Here is a 15,117-nt window from a genome sequence, read left to right as displayed (position 1 = left end):
TTGGATTTATTGACTAAACCCGCCCCTACGACTTTTGACTGGGTTCTCAAAATTTCATTGACGTTTTTAACATTTAGGAGAACAAAAATTTTGCTTTACACTCAGGAATCACCCCATAAGATTGCAGATTCTCTTCGCGTTCGCTTGCGAGTTGTGCGAAGCCTTCTCGATTTGACAAATCCCCAATCAGAAGCGAATTCCCTATTACCAATTCCCGTTATCGGTCGCGTTATCGAGTCTACCGCACAAGGCGTCGCTGTCGATTCCCTCGTCTTGGCTCCAGGCAACAACGCTCCTGAATGTAGCGTATCGGCAGCAGCTTGTTTGCCCCTAGAAGCGGGAACCGACGAAAATGCCGCACTCCTAGCAGGTATTGCTGCACCGGCGTTAGCGGCAATGCGGCGAGTCAATTTTGAAATCGGAGTTCACGCCGTTGTTCTAGGTCTTAATTTATACGGTCTATTGCTGGTTTCTACCAGCCGCTTGGGAGGTGCGGGAAACCTCAGCGCTTTGGATGCCCGCGAATCGCGACGCGCCTATGCAGAAAAGCTCGGTGCTGGACGGGTTGCTTCTCCAGAGGAACCGGGATGGCCGGAAGCTTTGGTTCAGGGCAGCAGTCGCGGGGGAGCGGATGTTGTATTTGTTACCGGAAACGAAGCGGGACTGGTGGAAGCAATATTGCCGAAATGCCGCAAGGAAGCTCGCGTGCTGGTGCTTGCTTCTATGCCTGCGGGTGCGATCGACCTGTATCATAGTATTCATTCTCCCGGTCGTACTCTTCTTGGGCCCCAACCGCAGACGGAACCGGGTCAGCAGTGGGTCACAGATGCAGGTCGTTTGCTACGCCTCGCACAAGCAGGACGCTATCGCCCGGAGGGGATAATCGGAGAGCGAGTCAAGGCGTCTGAAGCTACTGCAAATAGCACTTCGTCAACTTCATTAACTGTCGTGCTTGATTGGGAAAGTTGAAAAGATTACGAAAATGAATAACATAAGTGCGATCGCATAAGATGCGCTTCATGCGATCGGAACACAGGAAGTTAATTATCATTGTGACATTTGGGCAAAATGCTCTCGCAGCAACTCGTGGATGAAGCGATAACGTCCGCCTATTCGTTGCAGAAAAAGTCGCTCTGAGGCGTAGTTGAGGAATTTGGCATAGTTCCAGGGAATATCGCCATGTTGCCAAAGAATAAGGCGCAAAGTGAAGTGTTGAATGTAAGCTAAGCCACCAAAAACCATAGCAGCCATTAGCACAAGAATAAGCTCAAACATAAGTATCCATTCCAATCGCGCGGTTTGCGGTTTCCCCAAGTTGAATATGAAAATGCTTCCAGCCAATAAAAGAAAACAAACTAAGATTATAATAGCTGCATTTATAGCTGATCTTTTAATACTTTGATTAGGGATGGCTATAGCTTTTTCTTTAAATTCTATCAGCATACCGCTAAGCACAAAAGTAACTATGACAAATTGCCAAGGAATTAAAGCAAAAGCTAATCCATTAATTAGCCCATAATTTAAACCAGCGCTCATTCCAGAAATTAGTGCATATATTAAGCTGACAATTGTTACCCAAAATATCACCCCTCTTGGTATTGCGTTTTGCCAAGACCATTTTAAGGTATGAACAGGTTTTATTGTTTCACTGAAACTAACAGTTAAACCCAAAAGCAAACCAGAAATACAACCTAAAGTCAGATAGCCTATTAGCCAAACAGTCAGCCCAACAATTAGCCCAACAATTAGCCCAACAATCATCCCATATATCCACCTGTGATAGCTCTTCTCTAACCAAATAGGCTGCATTTTTTCAATCAAAAACTCGGTCTGATTCTTATCCTTTAGCTCTTTTGCTAGCCAACGGAGCCATTTACCAGTTTCTCCTTCACTTGGCTCCTTTTCTTGGGAGTAACGTGGTTCAAGTTTCCGCTTAATCTCTCGCTTAAACATTTGCTCAATATACTTATCAAACAAATAGCGCTGACGCTCATCGGAAGTATTGCACTTTTGCCAATCTGAAATCGAGATAGAATCGGATGCTAACGCCATGATAGTGAGCAGCAGGGGCGACTTAGCTAACTCCAACAAATCGGGGACGTTATTGATACCATCCCACAGATTGAAACAGCCTACTTCACGAAAATACTTTTGCATTTGCGTTTGTTCCAGCGGTTGCAAACAAACCGCACCATTCAGCCGCAATGGAATTCTACAATTTTCAAACTCTTTCAGGCGAGAACAGACTACCAAATGCTGCGCCCTTGCGTCTGTCTCCAGAAATTCATTAATTTGTCGAAGACAACTGACTCGTCGCGTTTCTTCCTGTTCATCCAAACCATCTAAAAACGGTAATAGCTGATGCTCATCCAGCAACGCTTTGGCAATATCGGCGCGGACACCATATTTAGTTTTCAGTTCCGCCGCCAACCATTCAGTCAGCGATTGACGGTTATCTTTCCAGGAAAAAAGGTCAAACAAAATCGGGATGGGTTGATTCTCGTTTTCTGTTGCTTCCGCGCACAAATCTTTCGCCAAATCGAGCAGCGTTGTGGTTTTGCCAGCACCAGGTTCACCTAAAATAAGTAACTTGCCCTCTTTGCGCTTAAAAACATCAATAATTTTTTCGTCTGCGGGATGGACATCTTGCCCATTATCAATTTTTCCTAAGAATTGCGACATCCACCTAACTGGCTGTTCAATCCAATTTATCGGCTGTCGTTTGTCTGGATTGACTGTCGAAATCGAACTTTCCCCGACATGGTGGGGTAACTCTTTCGTCGCCAAATCAATCATTTTTTGATTGTGCAGAGAAACTTCCAACCGCTGCGCCACTTCATCCCGGACAGCTTTTAGCAGCTGATTGCGAGGCGACGGGGTTTCGGCTTTCTCCCTGGTGATGAGCAAATATAACATTGTTGGCAACGCCAAGGTGTAGCCTAAGCCTAGAGTCCAGTAAACCTTCTGAATCCAATCTGCATTTTGCTCAGCCTTTGGTGTAGTAAGCAACGCACTCCCCACAGCAACTAAAAATGCAAAGATTGCTAGTAACCCAAAAATTAACAATTTCCTACGTCGTGATTTTTGTGGGTCAAATAGATTTGGCAAAAGTGCCATATTAGCGGTTAGAAGGACGCCCAGCACTAAAAGTAGTAGGTTTAAGAGGTCAATGTTTGGCATATATGGCGGAAATACCAAAGGCAGGGGAGTATTATTGCTAATCTAGCAAGCCGATCGCATCCACAGCGTTGCGGAATACAATGGTATGTTTGAGCCTTTATGTCTGTGCTAACCTGTGAGGAACGATCGCTGATACACTTGTACTTCCATACCTAAACCAGCGCCTATGGTTCATATCAAGCGCCTGGAACTCACTCACTTCAAATCTTTCGGCGGTACTGTCCAGATTCCCGTGCTGCCGGGGTTTACTGTAGTTACTGGGCCAAATGGATCGGGAAAATCGAATATTCTGGATGCGCTGCTGTTTTGTCTGGGACTCGCCAGTTCCAGGGGTATGCGTGCGGAACGCCTCCCGGATTTGGTTAACCAAAACCAAATGCAGCGCGGTGCTGCGGAAGCTATTGTTACTGTGACTTTCGATTTGAGCGATGAAGCGGGATTGGGAGAGGATGTTACAGAAGATGGGAACCCCACCCCCGACCCCTCCCCGTTAGACGGGGAGGGGAGTCAAGGAGAGGGGAGTCAAGGAGAGGGGAGTCAAGCGGAGGGGAGTCAAGGAGAGGGGAGTGAAATAGGCGCACAAAATGGCGCATCTGTTCCGCTTGCGGAAACAGGAGAACAGCAGGAAAATCCAAAATCCAAAATCCAAAATCCAAAATCGAAGGAATGGAGTGTTACCCGTAGGTTGCGGGTGACGAAGCAAGGCAGTTACACTTCGACTTATTACATTAACGGTCAAACTTGTACGGTTGGGGAACTGCACGAACAATTAGAACGTTTGCGGATTTATCCAGAAGGCTATAATGTGGTGCTGCAAGGGGATGTGACCAGCATTATTTCGATGAATTCGCGGGAACGTCGCGAGATTATTGATGAGTTGGCTGGTGTGGCGGCTTTCGATCGCAAAATTTCCCAGGCGAAGGGAACTTTGGAGACGGTGCGGGAAAAGGAAGATAGCTGTCGGATTGTGGAAAAGGAATTGGTTGCACAGCGCGATCGTCTTTCTCAAGATCGTATTAAAGCAGAAAAATACCAAAAACTTCGCGGCGAACTTCAGGAAAAAGAAAAGTGGGAAATTGTTCTGGCTTGGCGTTCTCTGCAACAACAGGAATGGCATCTCAGAGAATCGATCGAAGCAGGCGATCGCAATTATCATCAACTTAACGAACAACTAAATAATCTTAACTTACAAATTGAGCGAACTACAGCGCAACTGGAAGATTTGAACGCTCGCGTTAAAGCTTTGGGAGAAGAGGAATTACTATCTTTGCAATCTGTTCTCGCTACGCAACAAGCGGAACAGCGTCAGCTAGAACGTCAAGTGAGGGAATTGAAAACATCTGCCCAAGAAACGGAAAGGCGTTTGCAGGAAACTCATCGCGAAATCGCACAACATCAACAAAATTTAGAGCAATTAAGTCAGGAACAAGAAACTGTTGGAGGACAACTATATTATTTAGCTGCTGCACGGGAGGAAACGCAACAAGCATTAAACCAAAGTCGGGAAAATGCGAGTGCGATCGCATCTGCATCGGAAGCTTGGGTACAGCAACAAACCGCCCTCAGTCGCCAAATCGAAACTATCCTGCAAGCGATCGATCCGCAGCGCACGGAACAAGCCCAACTGCGAGAGCGCTACACTAATTTATGTCGGCAGATAGACGAACAAAGTCAAATATTACTATCCATCGAACCGCAACTGACTACCAAACAATCTCTAGCTGCTGATTGGGAAATTCAACTATCAGAATCTTCCCACACAGTTCAATCGTTAGCGCAATCTCTCACCGCCGCAGAACAAGAATTGCAAATCCAGCAAGAAACTCAAAAACGTCTCTTGCAAGAACAACGCGATAAACAACGACAATTAGATAAATTGGAAGCACAAGCGCAAGCGCAACAAGAAGCGCAAGGAACTTACGCGATTCAAGTTATTCAACAATCTGGATTGCCGGGAGTTTGCGGATTGGTTGCCCAATTGGGTAGAGTCGAACCGCGCTTTCAATTAGCGCTGGAAACGGCGGCGGGTGCGCGTTTGGGAAATTTAGTAGTAGAAGATGATGGCGTTGCTGCGGCGGGAATTGAATTGATCAAACAAAAACGCGCAGGTCGAGTCACCTTCTTACCGTTGAACAAAATTCAACCGCCGCCATTCCATCAAGCAACTGCTTTGAAATATGCGAATGGATTTATCGATTATTGCGTTAATCTGATCGAATACGACAACCGCTATCGAAATGTTTTCGCTTATGTTTTTGGCGGAACGGTTGTATTTGAAACGATCGATGCAGCTCGCGTTTATCTGGGACAATATCGCATTGTCACGTTAGATGGGGAATTGTTGGAAACTAGCGGTGCGATGACTGGCGGTAGTATCAGCCAAAAATCGGCTTTGCATTTCGGTGTTGGCGATCCTTCTGAGTCGGCGGAAGCAACGGCATTGAGAAATCGGTTACACGAAATTGAGATGGTTTTGGAACGCTGCGGTGAGGCGATTCATTCTCTGTCGATCAAGACAAAACAATTGTCTCACCAATTAACAGAAGCACGTCAACAACGGCGGGAACAAGAATTGCATTTTGAACAATTGCAGAAAGAAATCAAAAATTTAAACGCGCAGATGGAACAGGCGCGATCGCTCCTTTCTAAGAATAACCAAGAACTTGCCAACGCCCAAACTCGTCTGGAATCTTTGGATAGGGAATTACCGACGCAAGAAATACGATTGGCGGAACTCAGACAAAGTTTGGCAGAATTGGAACAATCCCAAACTCATAGCGAGTGGCAACAAATCCAAGCGACGATCAAAATCCAGGAAGCAGAATTGCGAGAAAGGGAACAAAATTTTCGCAATGCCGAACAACGTTTAAAAGATTTGGAAAATCAACAGCAACGCTTGCAAGAAAAAATCCAAGATTGTCATCGGCGCGGGGAAGAATATCACAATCTGCAAGGAAATGTTAACGCGCAACAATCAACAGTTAGCACGCAGTTAGCGGCGATAAACGAACAGATAGCGCAAACTCAGGCGTCGATGACTGAGGCAGAGAAAAAATTGGGAGATGAGAAAAAAGAACGCGATCGCACTGAAAATCACCTGCGCGAGTTACGTCAATCTCAACAACAAGTAGAATGGGAATTGCAGAAACTCCAGGAAACCCAAACCACTCGGCGGGAGGAACTGGTAACGGTGCAAGCGCAACGGGAAACCAGACAAGCAGAATTACCCGACCCCATGCCCACAGTACCGGAAAAAGTGGATTTGGAAGAACTGCAAAAAGAGATGCGTACTATCCAAAAACGGCTCCAAGCAATGGAACCCGTCAATATGCTAGCTCTGGAAGAGTACGATCGCACTCAAAATCGCCTGGATGAACTAACTCAGAAACTAGCTACCCTGGAACAAGAACGCACCGAAATCCTATTGCGGATCGAAAACTTCACCACCTTACGTTTCCGCGCTTTTAAAGAAGCCTTCGACGCCGTTAACGAAAACTTCCAAGCTATTTTTACCGAATTTTCCGAAGGGGACGGCAGTTTAACCCTCGATAACCCGGAAGACCCATTTTCCGGCGGTTTGAACCTCGTCGCACACCCGAAAGGCAAACCCGTACAGCGCCTCGCCTCCATGTCTGGCGGCGAAAAATCCATGACAGCACTGAGCTTTATCTTTGCCTTGCAGCGCTACCGTCCCTCACCCTTCTATGCGTTTGATGAAGTCGATATGTTTTTGGATGGAGCAAATGTCGAGCGATTGGCTAGAATGATCAAACAACAGGCAAGCCAAGCACAGTTTATTGTAGTCAGTCACAAAGGCCCTATGGTTAAATCGGCTGAGCGCGTCATCGGTGTTACCCAAGCTAGGGGAGCTTACACCCAAGTTTTAGGCATAAAATTGCAGTCCTGAAGCTTGCCTGAGTCAGCCAATTGACAATGTGAATAATTAAGATAAGTATTGTAACAGGGTTCGAGACCCAGGTTCGGGACACATAATGACATCTGAACAAATCCGTCAACGCTCAGACATATTAGGAATGCAGGTCATCACCCTCGATAAGGCGAAGCGCCTTGGGGTGGTGAGCCAACTGTGGGTAGATATCGACCAGCGGGAGGTTGTGGCAGTAGGTCTGCGAGATAGCATCATCTCTATTGGCAGCGTACCGCGATTTATGCTCCTCAGTCGCATCACTCAAATCGGCGACGTTATCCAAGTTGATGATGATACCGTTCTGGAAGACGACGTAGACGTAGAAGCTTACAACACCCTGATCAATTGCGAAGTGATCACAGAAACCGGCGAAATGTTGGGGAGGGTGCGGAGTTTCAAGTTTGAGCCGGAAACTGGAAAACTAACATCTCTGATTATCGCGTCTTTGGGTGTTCCGCAAATACCCGATCGCATCGGCGGTTTTGAGACTATCAGCACCTACGAACTGCCGATCGACGAAATTGTCAGCAGTGGCCCGAATCGTTTGATCGTATTTGAAGGAGCCGAAGACCGACTCGTGCAGCTGACCGTCGGTGTGATGGAGCGCTTGGGTATTGGTAGAGCGCCTTGGGAACGGGAAGAAGACGAAGAATACTACAGACCTACCACGATCGGTGCCGATAAGCAACTCGGCCCAGGCGTTCCCCTCCAAAAAGCCGAGCCCATCCGCAGAGCCAAACCGGTAGCCCAAGAAACCTGGGACGAAGACGAATGGGAAGAACCCGCACCCCGACAACCTGTGCGTCAAGCACAACCCCTGCGTAAAGCCGCGCCCCCACCAGAACCAGCCTACTACGATGAAGAAGATATAGAAGAAGAAGAAAACTGGAGCGAAGCATCGCAAACGCGCAACAACTACGCCGCCAGAAAAGCGTATGCGACACCCGAACCTCCACCGCGTTATGACAACAAAAAATATCAGGATAAATACGAAGACGAGGAAGAGGAGGAAGATGTTTGGGCTGACGACGAAGCACCCAAGCCCTACAAAGCTCCCAAGGTGAATATACCGGAAAGAACAAAGACTCCAGAATACGAAGAAGAAGATCGGTACTAAGTTGTAGGGTGGGCAATGCCCACCCTACTATTTTTAAGCACTTTTTCTAAACTTTTGAAACCTTCAATGCTGATGGATGTAATCATGTTGAAGTTGGGATGCGATCGCACAATAGTATTTTCCGGCCTATGGGAAAAAACCCGGTATTGCTACCGAGTTATAACTATTTTAATCATTTTATAGTCAGCCTACAAGTGGCATCTGCTCAGCGTAGAAGTACCGCAGGTCAAATTACGATCCTGAGATGCCCCTACTCAGTTTAAATCACCAATGCTACAACAAGTGGATAGGATAGGCTATTTCCAGTACCTTTTGTATAGGTACACATACGCCTTTTGTCCCTGGTTTTGCTGATAGCATAAAAGGTTACGATCGCATTAAATTCAATCGTAAAAGCTTGGCGGTTGAATGTCCAGTGCAAGTGCCTAACTTTGCGTAAATAGCGATCGCACTTTCCCAAAATGCTCAAAATGCGATCGCTCTTTATAGCTCGCTCTCCTAACGAGATTCATGGAAACATCACCCGCAACTTACACACATTCTCATATTTGAAGCCTTTAATATAACAAAATAGCTTAAGACTACCGCATCCAACGAATTAAAAACTAATAGAAAATTTCACTTTTTGGGAATAATATACTCCTCAAGCTTACGAAGCTATTCGCCAAGCTGACTATTTATTATAAGGAAAAATTAAATGGATTTAACCACTGTACCAGAACACTCGCGCCGAGCCGCCAAGTATGATTTCTTCAAAATCTTAGAAAATGGTTGCATCCGTTACTACGACAAATTCAAACCCGCCAAAAACCCTGGCCCAACGGCAGGAGCGCGAATGGTGCTGGAGGTAGATTCTACCACTGGGGAAGTGACTAGGACGTGGTATGAGAGTTATGATAGCCAAAATAGAGTCGTTCAGGTTCATCCGAAGCGACCTATAGATTTGGGCCATATTGAAATTGACCCGCAAACTGGCAAGGAAATAAACAGAAGACCATAAAAATGGCACAAGTTAAAGGTATCCTAAGAGAATTCAAGGAAAGGTTAGCTCAGTTTGCCAACCACACCTTAACTAGCAAAGCTCTCGCGGAATGGTCGGATGAGCAATATTGGTATTTGATGGAAGGATCGGGGAAAGATGATGAAACTCGATCGGCCAATTTTCTCCGCGAGGTGCTTTATGATGTGGCTGCACAATGGGAGTGTTTGGTTACCGATTTTCAGTCTACGAAAATTGAATTTCCAGAGGAATTGATTACAGATTGGTTTTCCCAGGTGACGCAATTTCTGGAAACGGATGAAGAGTTTGGGGAATATTTGCTTGTTGAGCATTGATTGAATAGCAAAAATCTGCTAATGAGACTCTGCCAAAAATTTGATATCGAAAATGGTGGTTATCTGGCACTTCGCGAACTTTGTAATAGAGGTAACGTACCCATTGAATTACTGCTTTTAGCTCATTCACTAGCGCAATGGGTTTCCTGTGCGACAATTGAAGAGTTAGATGGATCTTTTTTAGAACGTGCTAGGGAATTAGCGCCTGACAATCTGCGAGTGCTTTACGCTGTGCTGGAAAAACAGCCTAATATTGAAGGCGATCGCAATCAAAGAGCTTTTGAACAAAAAATTATCGATCGCATTTTGAAATTATATCCCGCCGAGCCAATTGCCACAGAAGCTAGCGCAATTCTGGCAAATAGCGATCGCAGTCTACCTCTAGATTTTATTAACCGTTTGCCGAATCCCTTAGAAGATGTCGATCTAACCCAATTGATAGAGATAATAGGCTAAACTGAAATCATGCCATCCTTCCTAGCTAATCAACCCGCGATCGCTCATCAAGCTTATGATAACTTGATGACGATGTTAGTGCAACTGTATCCTAAACGTCTAGACCAAATCCTCCATCAGCATTTGGCATTTTCATCAGCAATGAATCTTTCTGAAAAGCTGCAACAGATTGATACCCTCAAAAGTTGGCTTGATAGCTTTCGACCACTTCCCCCTACCGTTGTGGCGGAACTAAAAAAACTCTATGAAGTTCGTTTCACCTATCACTCTAACGCTATTGAAGGAAATACTCTCACGCAGCGCGAAACTGAGTTAGTTCTAGAAACTGGCATTACTATTGGTGGAAAGACTTTGCGAGAACATCTGGAAGTAATTGGACATCGGGATGCGATCGACTATATAGAAACATTAATGCAATCCGATGCTTTAATTGGGGAATGGGAGATTAAACAAATTCATAATTTAATTCTCAGAAGAATCGCTCCAGATGAGGCTGGGCGCTATCGACAATTAGATGTAAAAGCGGCTGGAACTGAATATGTTTATCCGCCTCATTATTTACTGAAAGATTTGATGCCAGAATTTATCCAATGGCTTAATTCAACTAGCGCTAAATCATTACACCCGTTAGAGTATGCTGCACAAGCACATCTTCGCTTTGTTTCCATTCATCCATTTCGCGATGGGAATGGACGCACTGGACGGCTATTGATGAATCTTTTATTATTGCAGAGTGGCTACCCCATCGTTGTGATTTCCAACCAAGTTCGCGCTGCCTATATCGATGCGATCGCACTAGCACAACAACAAAATGGTAGTATTGATGCGTTACTCGATTTGATCGTCAATGCTGCCCAAGACTCACTGATTGAAACGTTACAAATATTAGCAACTGTCGTCGATAGTCGGGGTCGAGGACTACCCTTTTATGAAAATATGCTCGCCATTTTACAGCAATATTCCCAAAAGTCAGATTAAGTCTAACTAAAAAGCAAAAATACAGAAAAGCGGTCTTTCCTACAATCAAATTGCTCTTTGTTTGTAGTATTTGTTGAGGTTTTGTAGCTCAACCAAAACTCGGAATGTTTTACCTAACAACGACGCAAACGACTCAGCAACAAAACAATTTCATCAATGGCGGGACGCATCTTTTTCGCCGGTCGATCGTACTGATTCAGCATAATACTAAATATCACCGTTTCGTAACCGGGAACATCAACATATCCAGACAGGGTTGATACACCACCCATCGTACCAGTTTTGGCTAGCACAATTCCTTGGGCAGCAGTATTTTTAAAGCGATTTTTAAGAGTGCCGCTAACTCCAGCAACTGGCAAAGAAGCGCGGTAAATTTCTGCTTGGGGTGACTGTGCCATTGCTTTGAGCAGTTGTACCAAAGCTAACGGACTGACTAAGTTGTGACGAGATAATCCAGAACCATCTTCAATAACGTAACTTTCCGGTTCTACACCCATTTCAGTTAAAGTCTTTTTTAGTACTTCTAATCCCATTTCAGCAGTATTTTGATTGGGGATATTGGGCTTTTCGATCGCGCCGATCGTTCGCAGTAAAACCTCGGCATACAAATTATTACTCGGTTGATTGGTATCTATTAAAATTTGCGATAATGGGGGAGATTCAACTGTTGCTAATTCCGGTTGATCTATACTTTTATGACTCGGTGCAAGCATTGCCTGCGCGATACTAATTCCCTCTAATTCTAAAGCGGTTTGAAAATGCCGCAAAAAGTTTTCTGCCGGATCTCGTACAGCTAAACCAACAGACTCCGGTTCGGAATTAGCTGCCAATTCACCCCAGATTTGCAAAACAGGTTTACCCAGGACGCCTGTTACGGCAACGGTACTTTCGGAACCATTTTTAGCTGTTACTGAGTAATTTTCCACTTGCCACTGGGAAGCGGCTAACGGATCGTTCCAAGTAAATTTGAGAGGTTGCCCCAATTTTTGCGGTAATAAGGTCATCTCGATCGCATTTTGATTTAAAATTAAACTATTGACAGGTGCGCCATAATCTGATGCGACATCTTCCCATTGCCAGTTAACATTAACGATCGGCCCCTGAAAATAATCATCATGCACAATTAACTGCTGCACTTGGCTAATTCCCTGACGTTTGAGTTGTTGTGCCAAATCTTTTAACTGTGCATCTGTTAAACTGGGATCGCCTCGTCCGACGACGCGCAAAACGCCATTGCTGCCATAAACTGATGTGCGAATGCGAAACTGGGAACCTAACTGGTTTAAAGCAACTGCGGTTGTAAATAGTTTGACGTTGGAAGCTGGTGTAAAGTATTGTTGTGCGTCGCGACTGTAGAGAATTTGGGATGACGATAATGTTTGAATTAACATACCCCAACGATAGCGGCGGTATTCGGGACGGTTCGCGATCGCATCAATAGCTTGACCTAACTGTGCTGGGCAAATATTCCTAGCAGAACCTTGTTGTTTGACTGCTTGCTTTGACGCGAATGCTTCTCGACTGGAAAGTGTTGGCGACTGCGCCTTTGCACTCAGTTGTCTTACCCACACCTGGCTACTCAGAACAAGCACTGCTAAAGCGATCGATCTGCCAACGACTGCAAACCTTTTAAAATTCATAAGCATTTTCAGCTACTGCGGGTTCCCCGCCTCAGTTTATCTTTTATAAAAAGAACTTACGCAGTCAATCTCAATGTGGGGCCTATTCAGCAATTGACCAGACATTGAGATGCTTTGCGTAAGTCCTCAGAAAAAAGCATACTAAATAAAATTCTCTCTGATGAGGGAGGTTCCGGGAACTCCTGGTTTATTAATATATTAAGGATAGGCGAACAAATAATAAAATTTCCGTGATTTTACTTTTGCTATGAAAACGCGCAATCGAGAAAGTGACCCACGCCCAGTAACCGCAGAACCCCAGCGTCGCGGTAGCATTTTAAACAGCTTTTTGGCTGGTGTGGCGACTGTGCTGGCGCTTTTAGCCTTGGGTGCAGGTGGCTTTTTGCTTTATCGATCGATGCAAGGCGGGCAGGTGAGTAAAGCTTCTAATCCACAAACTAACACAGGCACGACTGCAATTACTCCATCGGCTGAAACGCCGGCTTCCCCATCTCCATCTGCTAGCGTGGAAGTGCCAAAAAATCCTTATGTGCAGTTTGCTTTAGAAAATAAAGCGCAAGTAGAGTTAATCTCGGTGACGCGAGTTCCGGGAAAGCCTGACGAAGTAAATGTGCAGATGCGCGTTCATCGGCTGGGAAAGGGCTTTGTAGGCAGTGAAACTATTAATCTTGGCGCTACAAGTGCCCGCAATCCTATCACTGGTGAAACTTACCAAGCCGTCGATCCTGTGAAGCGATCGTCAGGGCCGATTTTTCTGTTTAATATGTCCAAAGAACAACCTGTCGATGGCTATGTTGCCTTAAAAGTGCCACAAGGTATCAACACAATTGATATTTTAGTCAAAAACACAGGTGCATTTAGAAATGTGCTGATTTCCGATATTAATTCAATCGCTGGTGAGTCAAGATTGCCAGCACCGGAAATAACCGCGACTCCCAACCCAACAGTAACTAACGATATCGGTAATTCCTCAGTCAGTTCATCTCCTAAAACGCCTGCACCGCAAATAACTATCGTTCCCAGTACAACTGCAAGCAATGGGATTAACAATTCCTCAGTTAATCCATCTCCTAAAACGCCTGCACCGCAAGTCGCAGCTACAGTTACCAGCACTCCAGCGCCAACTCCTCCAGTGACTGTAGAATTTCAATCTGGGGCGTTTCAACAATTAGCATTCGGTACAAAGGCGCAAGTAGAATTGCTTTCGGCTAAGCGAGTTGCCGATCCGCAAACTGGTAATCGGGATGTGGTAAATGTGCAGATGCGAATTCGCCGTCTCGCAGATAAAGTAGCGGCAAATAATCTCATACCTGTGGGCGAAACAACTGCCCGCAATACTGTTACTAGCGAAACGTATAAAGCGGTTAATCCCCGCCAAAATGCAACTGGCACTATCTCTTTATCTGAAATTCGCCCAGGTGCGTCGGTAGATGCTTATGTCTGGTTAAAAGTGCCACCGAATGCGAATACTCTGGATATCTTTATTCCAGAGACTGGCGCAATTAAGAATGTGCCGATTTCTAATTAGAACGTTTTTGGCCGATCGCTTGGAGGTAGTATGGGTGCGATCGGTCAAAATAGCGATCGATTGAACTCATATCTTTTTTTAGGGTGCGCTAACACAGCTTAGCGCACCCAATCTGCTTATGGCGCGTTACAGCTGTATCTAACGCACCTGTAAAAATTAAATCTAAAAAAATTCTGTAGTTAAAGCTACACTTTTTCATAATTAAGGTGTATTCTAGACTAAGTACAAATTCTTAGCCGACCTAGCAGACTGGATTTTGCTAAAGCGTTAAGCTTGACTCCAGAACTGTGGGAGTTTTTTTGGCTCATGAGTATATCTCTGAGTCGAAGGGTTTTTATTGGCAATTTTTTGGAAAACAGTTGTCTATTTGTTCAACAAATTTATGAGAGGTTATTTACCCAGAGGAGCAATTGGCTCTAGTTACCTGCCAAAACTCGATCGCAGAAAAAATAGATCTCGGTTCAGAAATCGCAGTAGTTCAGCCTTTGGGGTAGGACTTCCTTGGCAACAGATTCTGTTTTCCTATATGGGCGGTTTTTTTGGTATTGCAGCATTGGCTTACCTATCTGTAGCCACTCATTACCCTTTAATTATGGCTCCTTTAGGTGCTACCAGCGTACTCGCTTTTGCAGTACCCGATAGTCCTTTAGCGCAACCGCGCAATATTATCGGCGGCAATTGTTTAGCTGCTTTAGTCAGCTTAGTTTGTTTGCATCTTTTGGGAACGGAACCTTGGGTAATGGCAGTTGCAGTAGGTACTGCGATTGGTTTGATGCAATTGACTGGAACTGTGCATCCGCCTGCGGGAGCTGTTGCTTTAGTTGCAATTATGACTCATGCGGAGTGGGAATTTCTGTTTACGCCTGTACTTGCGGGTTCGATCGTTTTGGTGCTTTGCAGTGTCTTTTTCAATAATCTTGTGGCAGGGAAGAATTATCCTAAACAATGGTTTTAA

11 protein-coding genes are annotated in these 15,117 nt (G+C 45.1%); 9 read left to right on the top strand and 2 right to left on the bottom strand.

The window, feature by feature from the left end; all coding sequences use genetic code 11:
• The first annotated feature begins 90 nt into the window (after nt 1–90).
• Complete coding sequence (locus ACE1CD_RS29810; protein ID WP_374827088.1) at nt 91–969, top strand: zinc-binding dehydrogenase; 879 nt, start codon at nt 91–93, stop codon at nt 967–969.
• 78 nt (nt 970–1,047) lie between these two features.
• Here ACE1CD_RS29810 and ACE1CD_RS29805 read toward each other — a convergent pair whose 3' ends face one another.
• Nucleotides 1,048–3,180: an NACHT domain-containing protein gene (locus tag ACE1CD_RS29805; protein WP_374827087.1), complete on the bottom strand. Its 2,133-nt coding sequence runs from the start codon at nt 3,178–3,180 to the stop codon at nt 1,048–1,050.
• Nucleotides 3,181–3,346: 166 nt separating this feature from the next.
• Here ACE1CD_RS29805 and smc point away from each other — a divergent pair, with 166 nt between their 5' ends.
• From smc to ACE1CD_RS29775, 6 genes are all read left to right on the top strand, one after another.
• Nucleotides 3,347–7,087: a chromosome segregation protein SMC gene (gene smc / locus ACE1CD_RS29800; protein ID WP_374827086.1), complete on the top strand. Its 3,741-nt coding sequence runs from the start codon at nt 3,347–3,349 to the stop codon at nt 7,085–7,087.
• A gap of 85 nt (nt 7,088–7,172) precedes the next feature.
• Complete coding sequence (locus ACE1CD_RS29795; RefSeq protein WP_374827085.1) at nt 7,173–8,225, top strand: PRC-barrel domain-containing protein; 1,053 nt, start codon at nt 7,173–7,175, stop codon at nt 8,223–8,225.
• Nucleotides 8,226–8,922: 697 nt separating this feature from the next.
• On the top strand, nt 8,923–9,225 hold the full coding sequence (locus tag ACE1CD_RS29790) for a hypothetical protein (RefSeq protein ID WP_374800122.1): 303 nt from the start codon (nt 8,923–8,925) through the stop codon (nt 9,223–9,225).
• 2 nt (nt 9,226–9,227) lie between these two features.
• Complete coding sequence (locus ACE1CD_RS29785; RefSeq protein WP_374800120.1) at nt 9,228–9,560, top strand: hypothetical protein; 333 nt, start codon at nt 9,228–9,230, stop codon at nt 9,558–9,560.
• Between the two features lie 21 nt (nt 9,561–9,581).
• Nucleotides 9,582–10,016 (top strand): hypothetical protein, encoded by a 435-nt coding sequence (locus tag ACE1CD_RS29780; RefSeq protein ID WP_374800118.1) that lies wholly within the window; start codon nt 9,582–9,584, stop codon nt 10,014–10,016.
• Nucleotides 10,017–10,025: 9 nt separating this feature from the next.
• Complete coding sequence (locus ACE1CD_RS29775; protein WP_374800116.1) at nt 10,026–10,994, top strand: Fic family protein; 969 nt, start codon at nt 10,026–10,028, stop codon at nt 10,992–10,994.
• A 113-nt stretch (nt 10,995–11,107) separates the two neighbouring features.
• On the opposite strand, the gene dacB is transcribed toward ACE1CD_RS29775, so the two are convergent.
• Nucleotides 11,108–12,634, bottom strand: a complete 1,527-nt coding sequence (dacB, locus tag ACE1CD_RS29770; RefSeq protein WP_374827084.1) for a D-alanyl-D-alanine carboxypeptidase/D-alanyl-D-alanine-endopeptidase — start codon at nt 12,632–12,634, stop codon at nt 11,108–11,110.
• A 247-nt stretch (nt 12,635–12,881) separates the two neighbouring features.
• Between dacB and ACE1CD_RS29765 the strand changes: the two genes are divergently transcribed.
• Both ACE1CD_RS29765 and ACE1CD_RS29760 read left to right on the top strand, forming a co-directional pair.
• Entirely contained in the window at nt 12,882–14,162 is a 1,281-nt protein-coding gene (locus ACE1CD_RS29765; protein WP_374800112.1) for a hypothetical protein, read from the top strand.
• Between the two features lie 382 nt (nt 14,163–14,544).
• The gene (locus ACE1CD_RS29760; RefSeq protein WP_374800110.1) at nt 14,545–15,117 is read left to right on the top strand and encodes an HPP family protein; all 573 of its coding nucleotides are present in this window, start codon (nt 14,545–14,547) and stop codon (nt 15,115–15,117) included.

Source organism: Aerosakkonema sp. BLCC-F183, from assembly GCF_041929145.1.
Taxonomy (GTDB): Bacteria; Cyanobacteriota; Cyanobacteriia; order Cyanobacteriales; family Aerosakkonemataceae; genus Aerosakkonema.
This window is presented reverse-complemented; position numbering and strand designations above follow the sequence as displayed.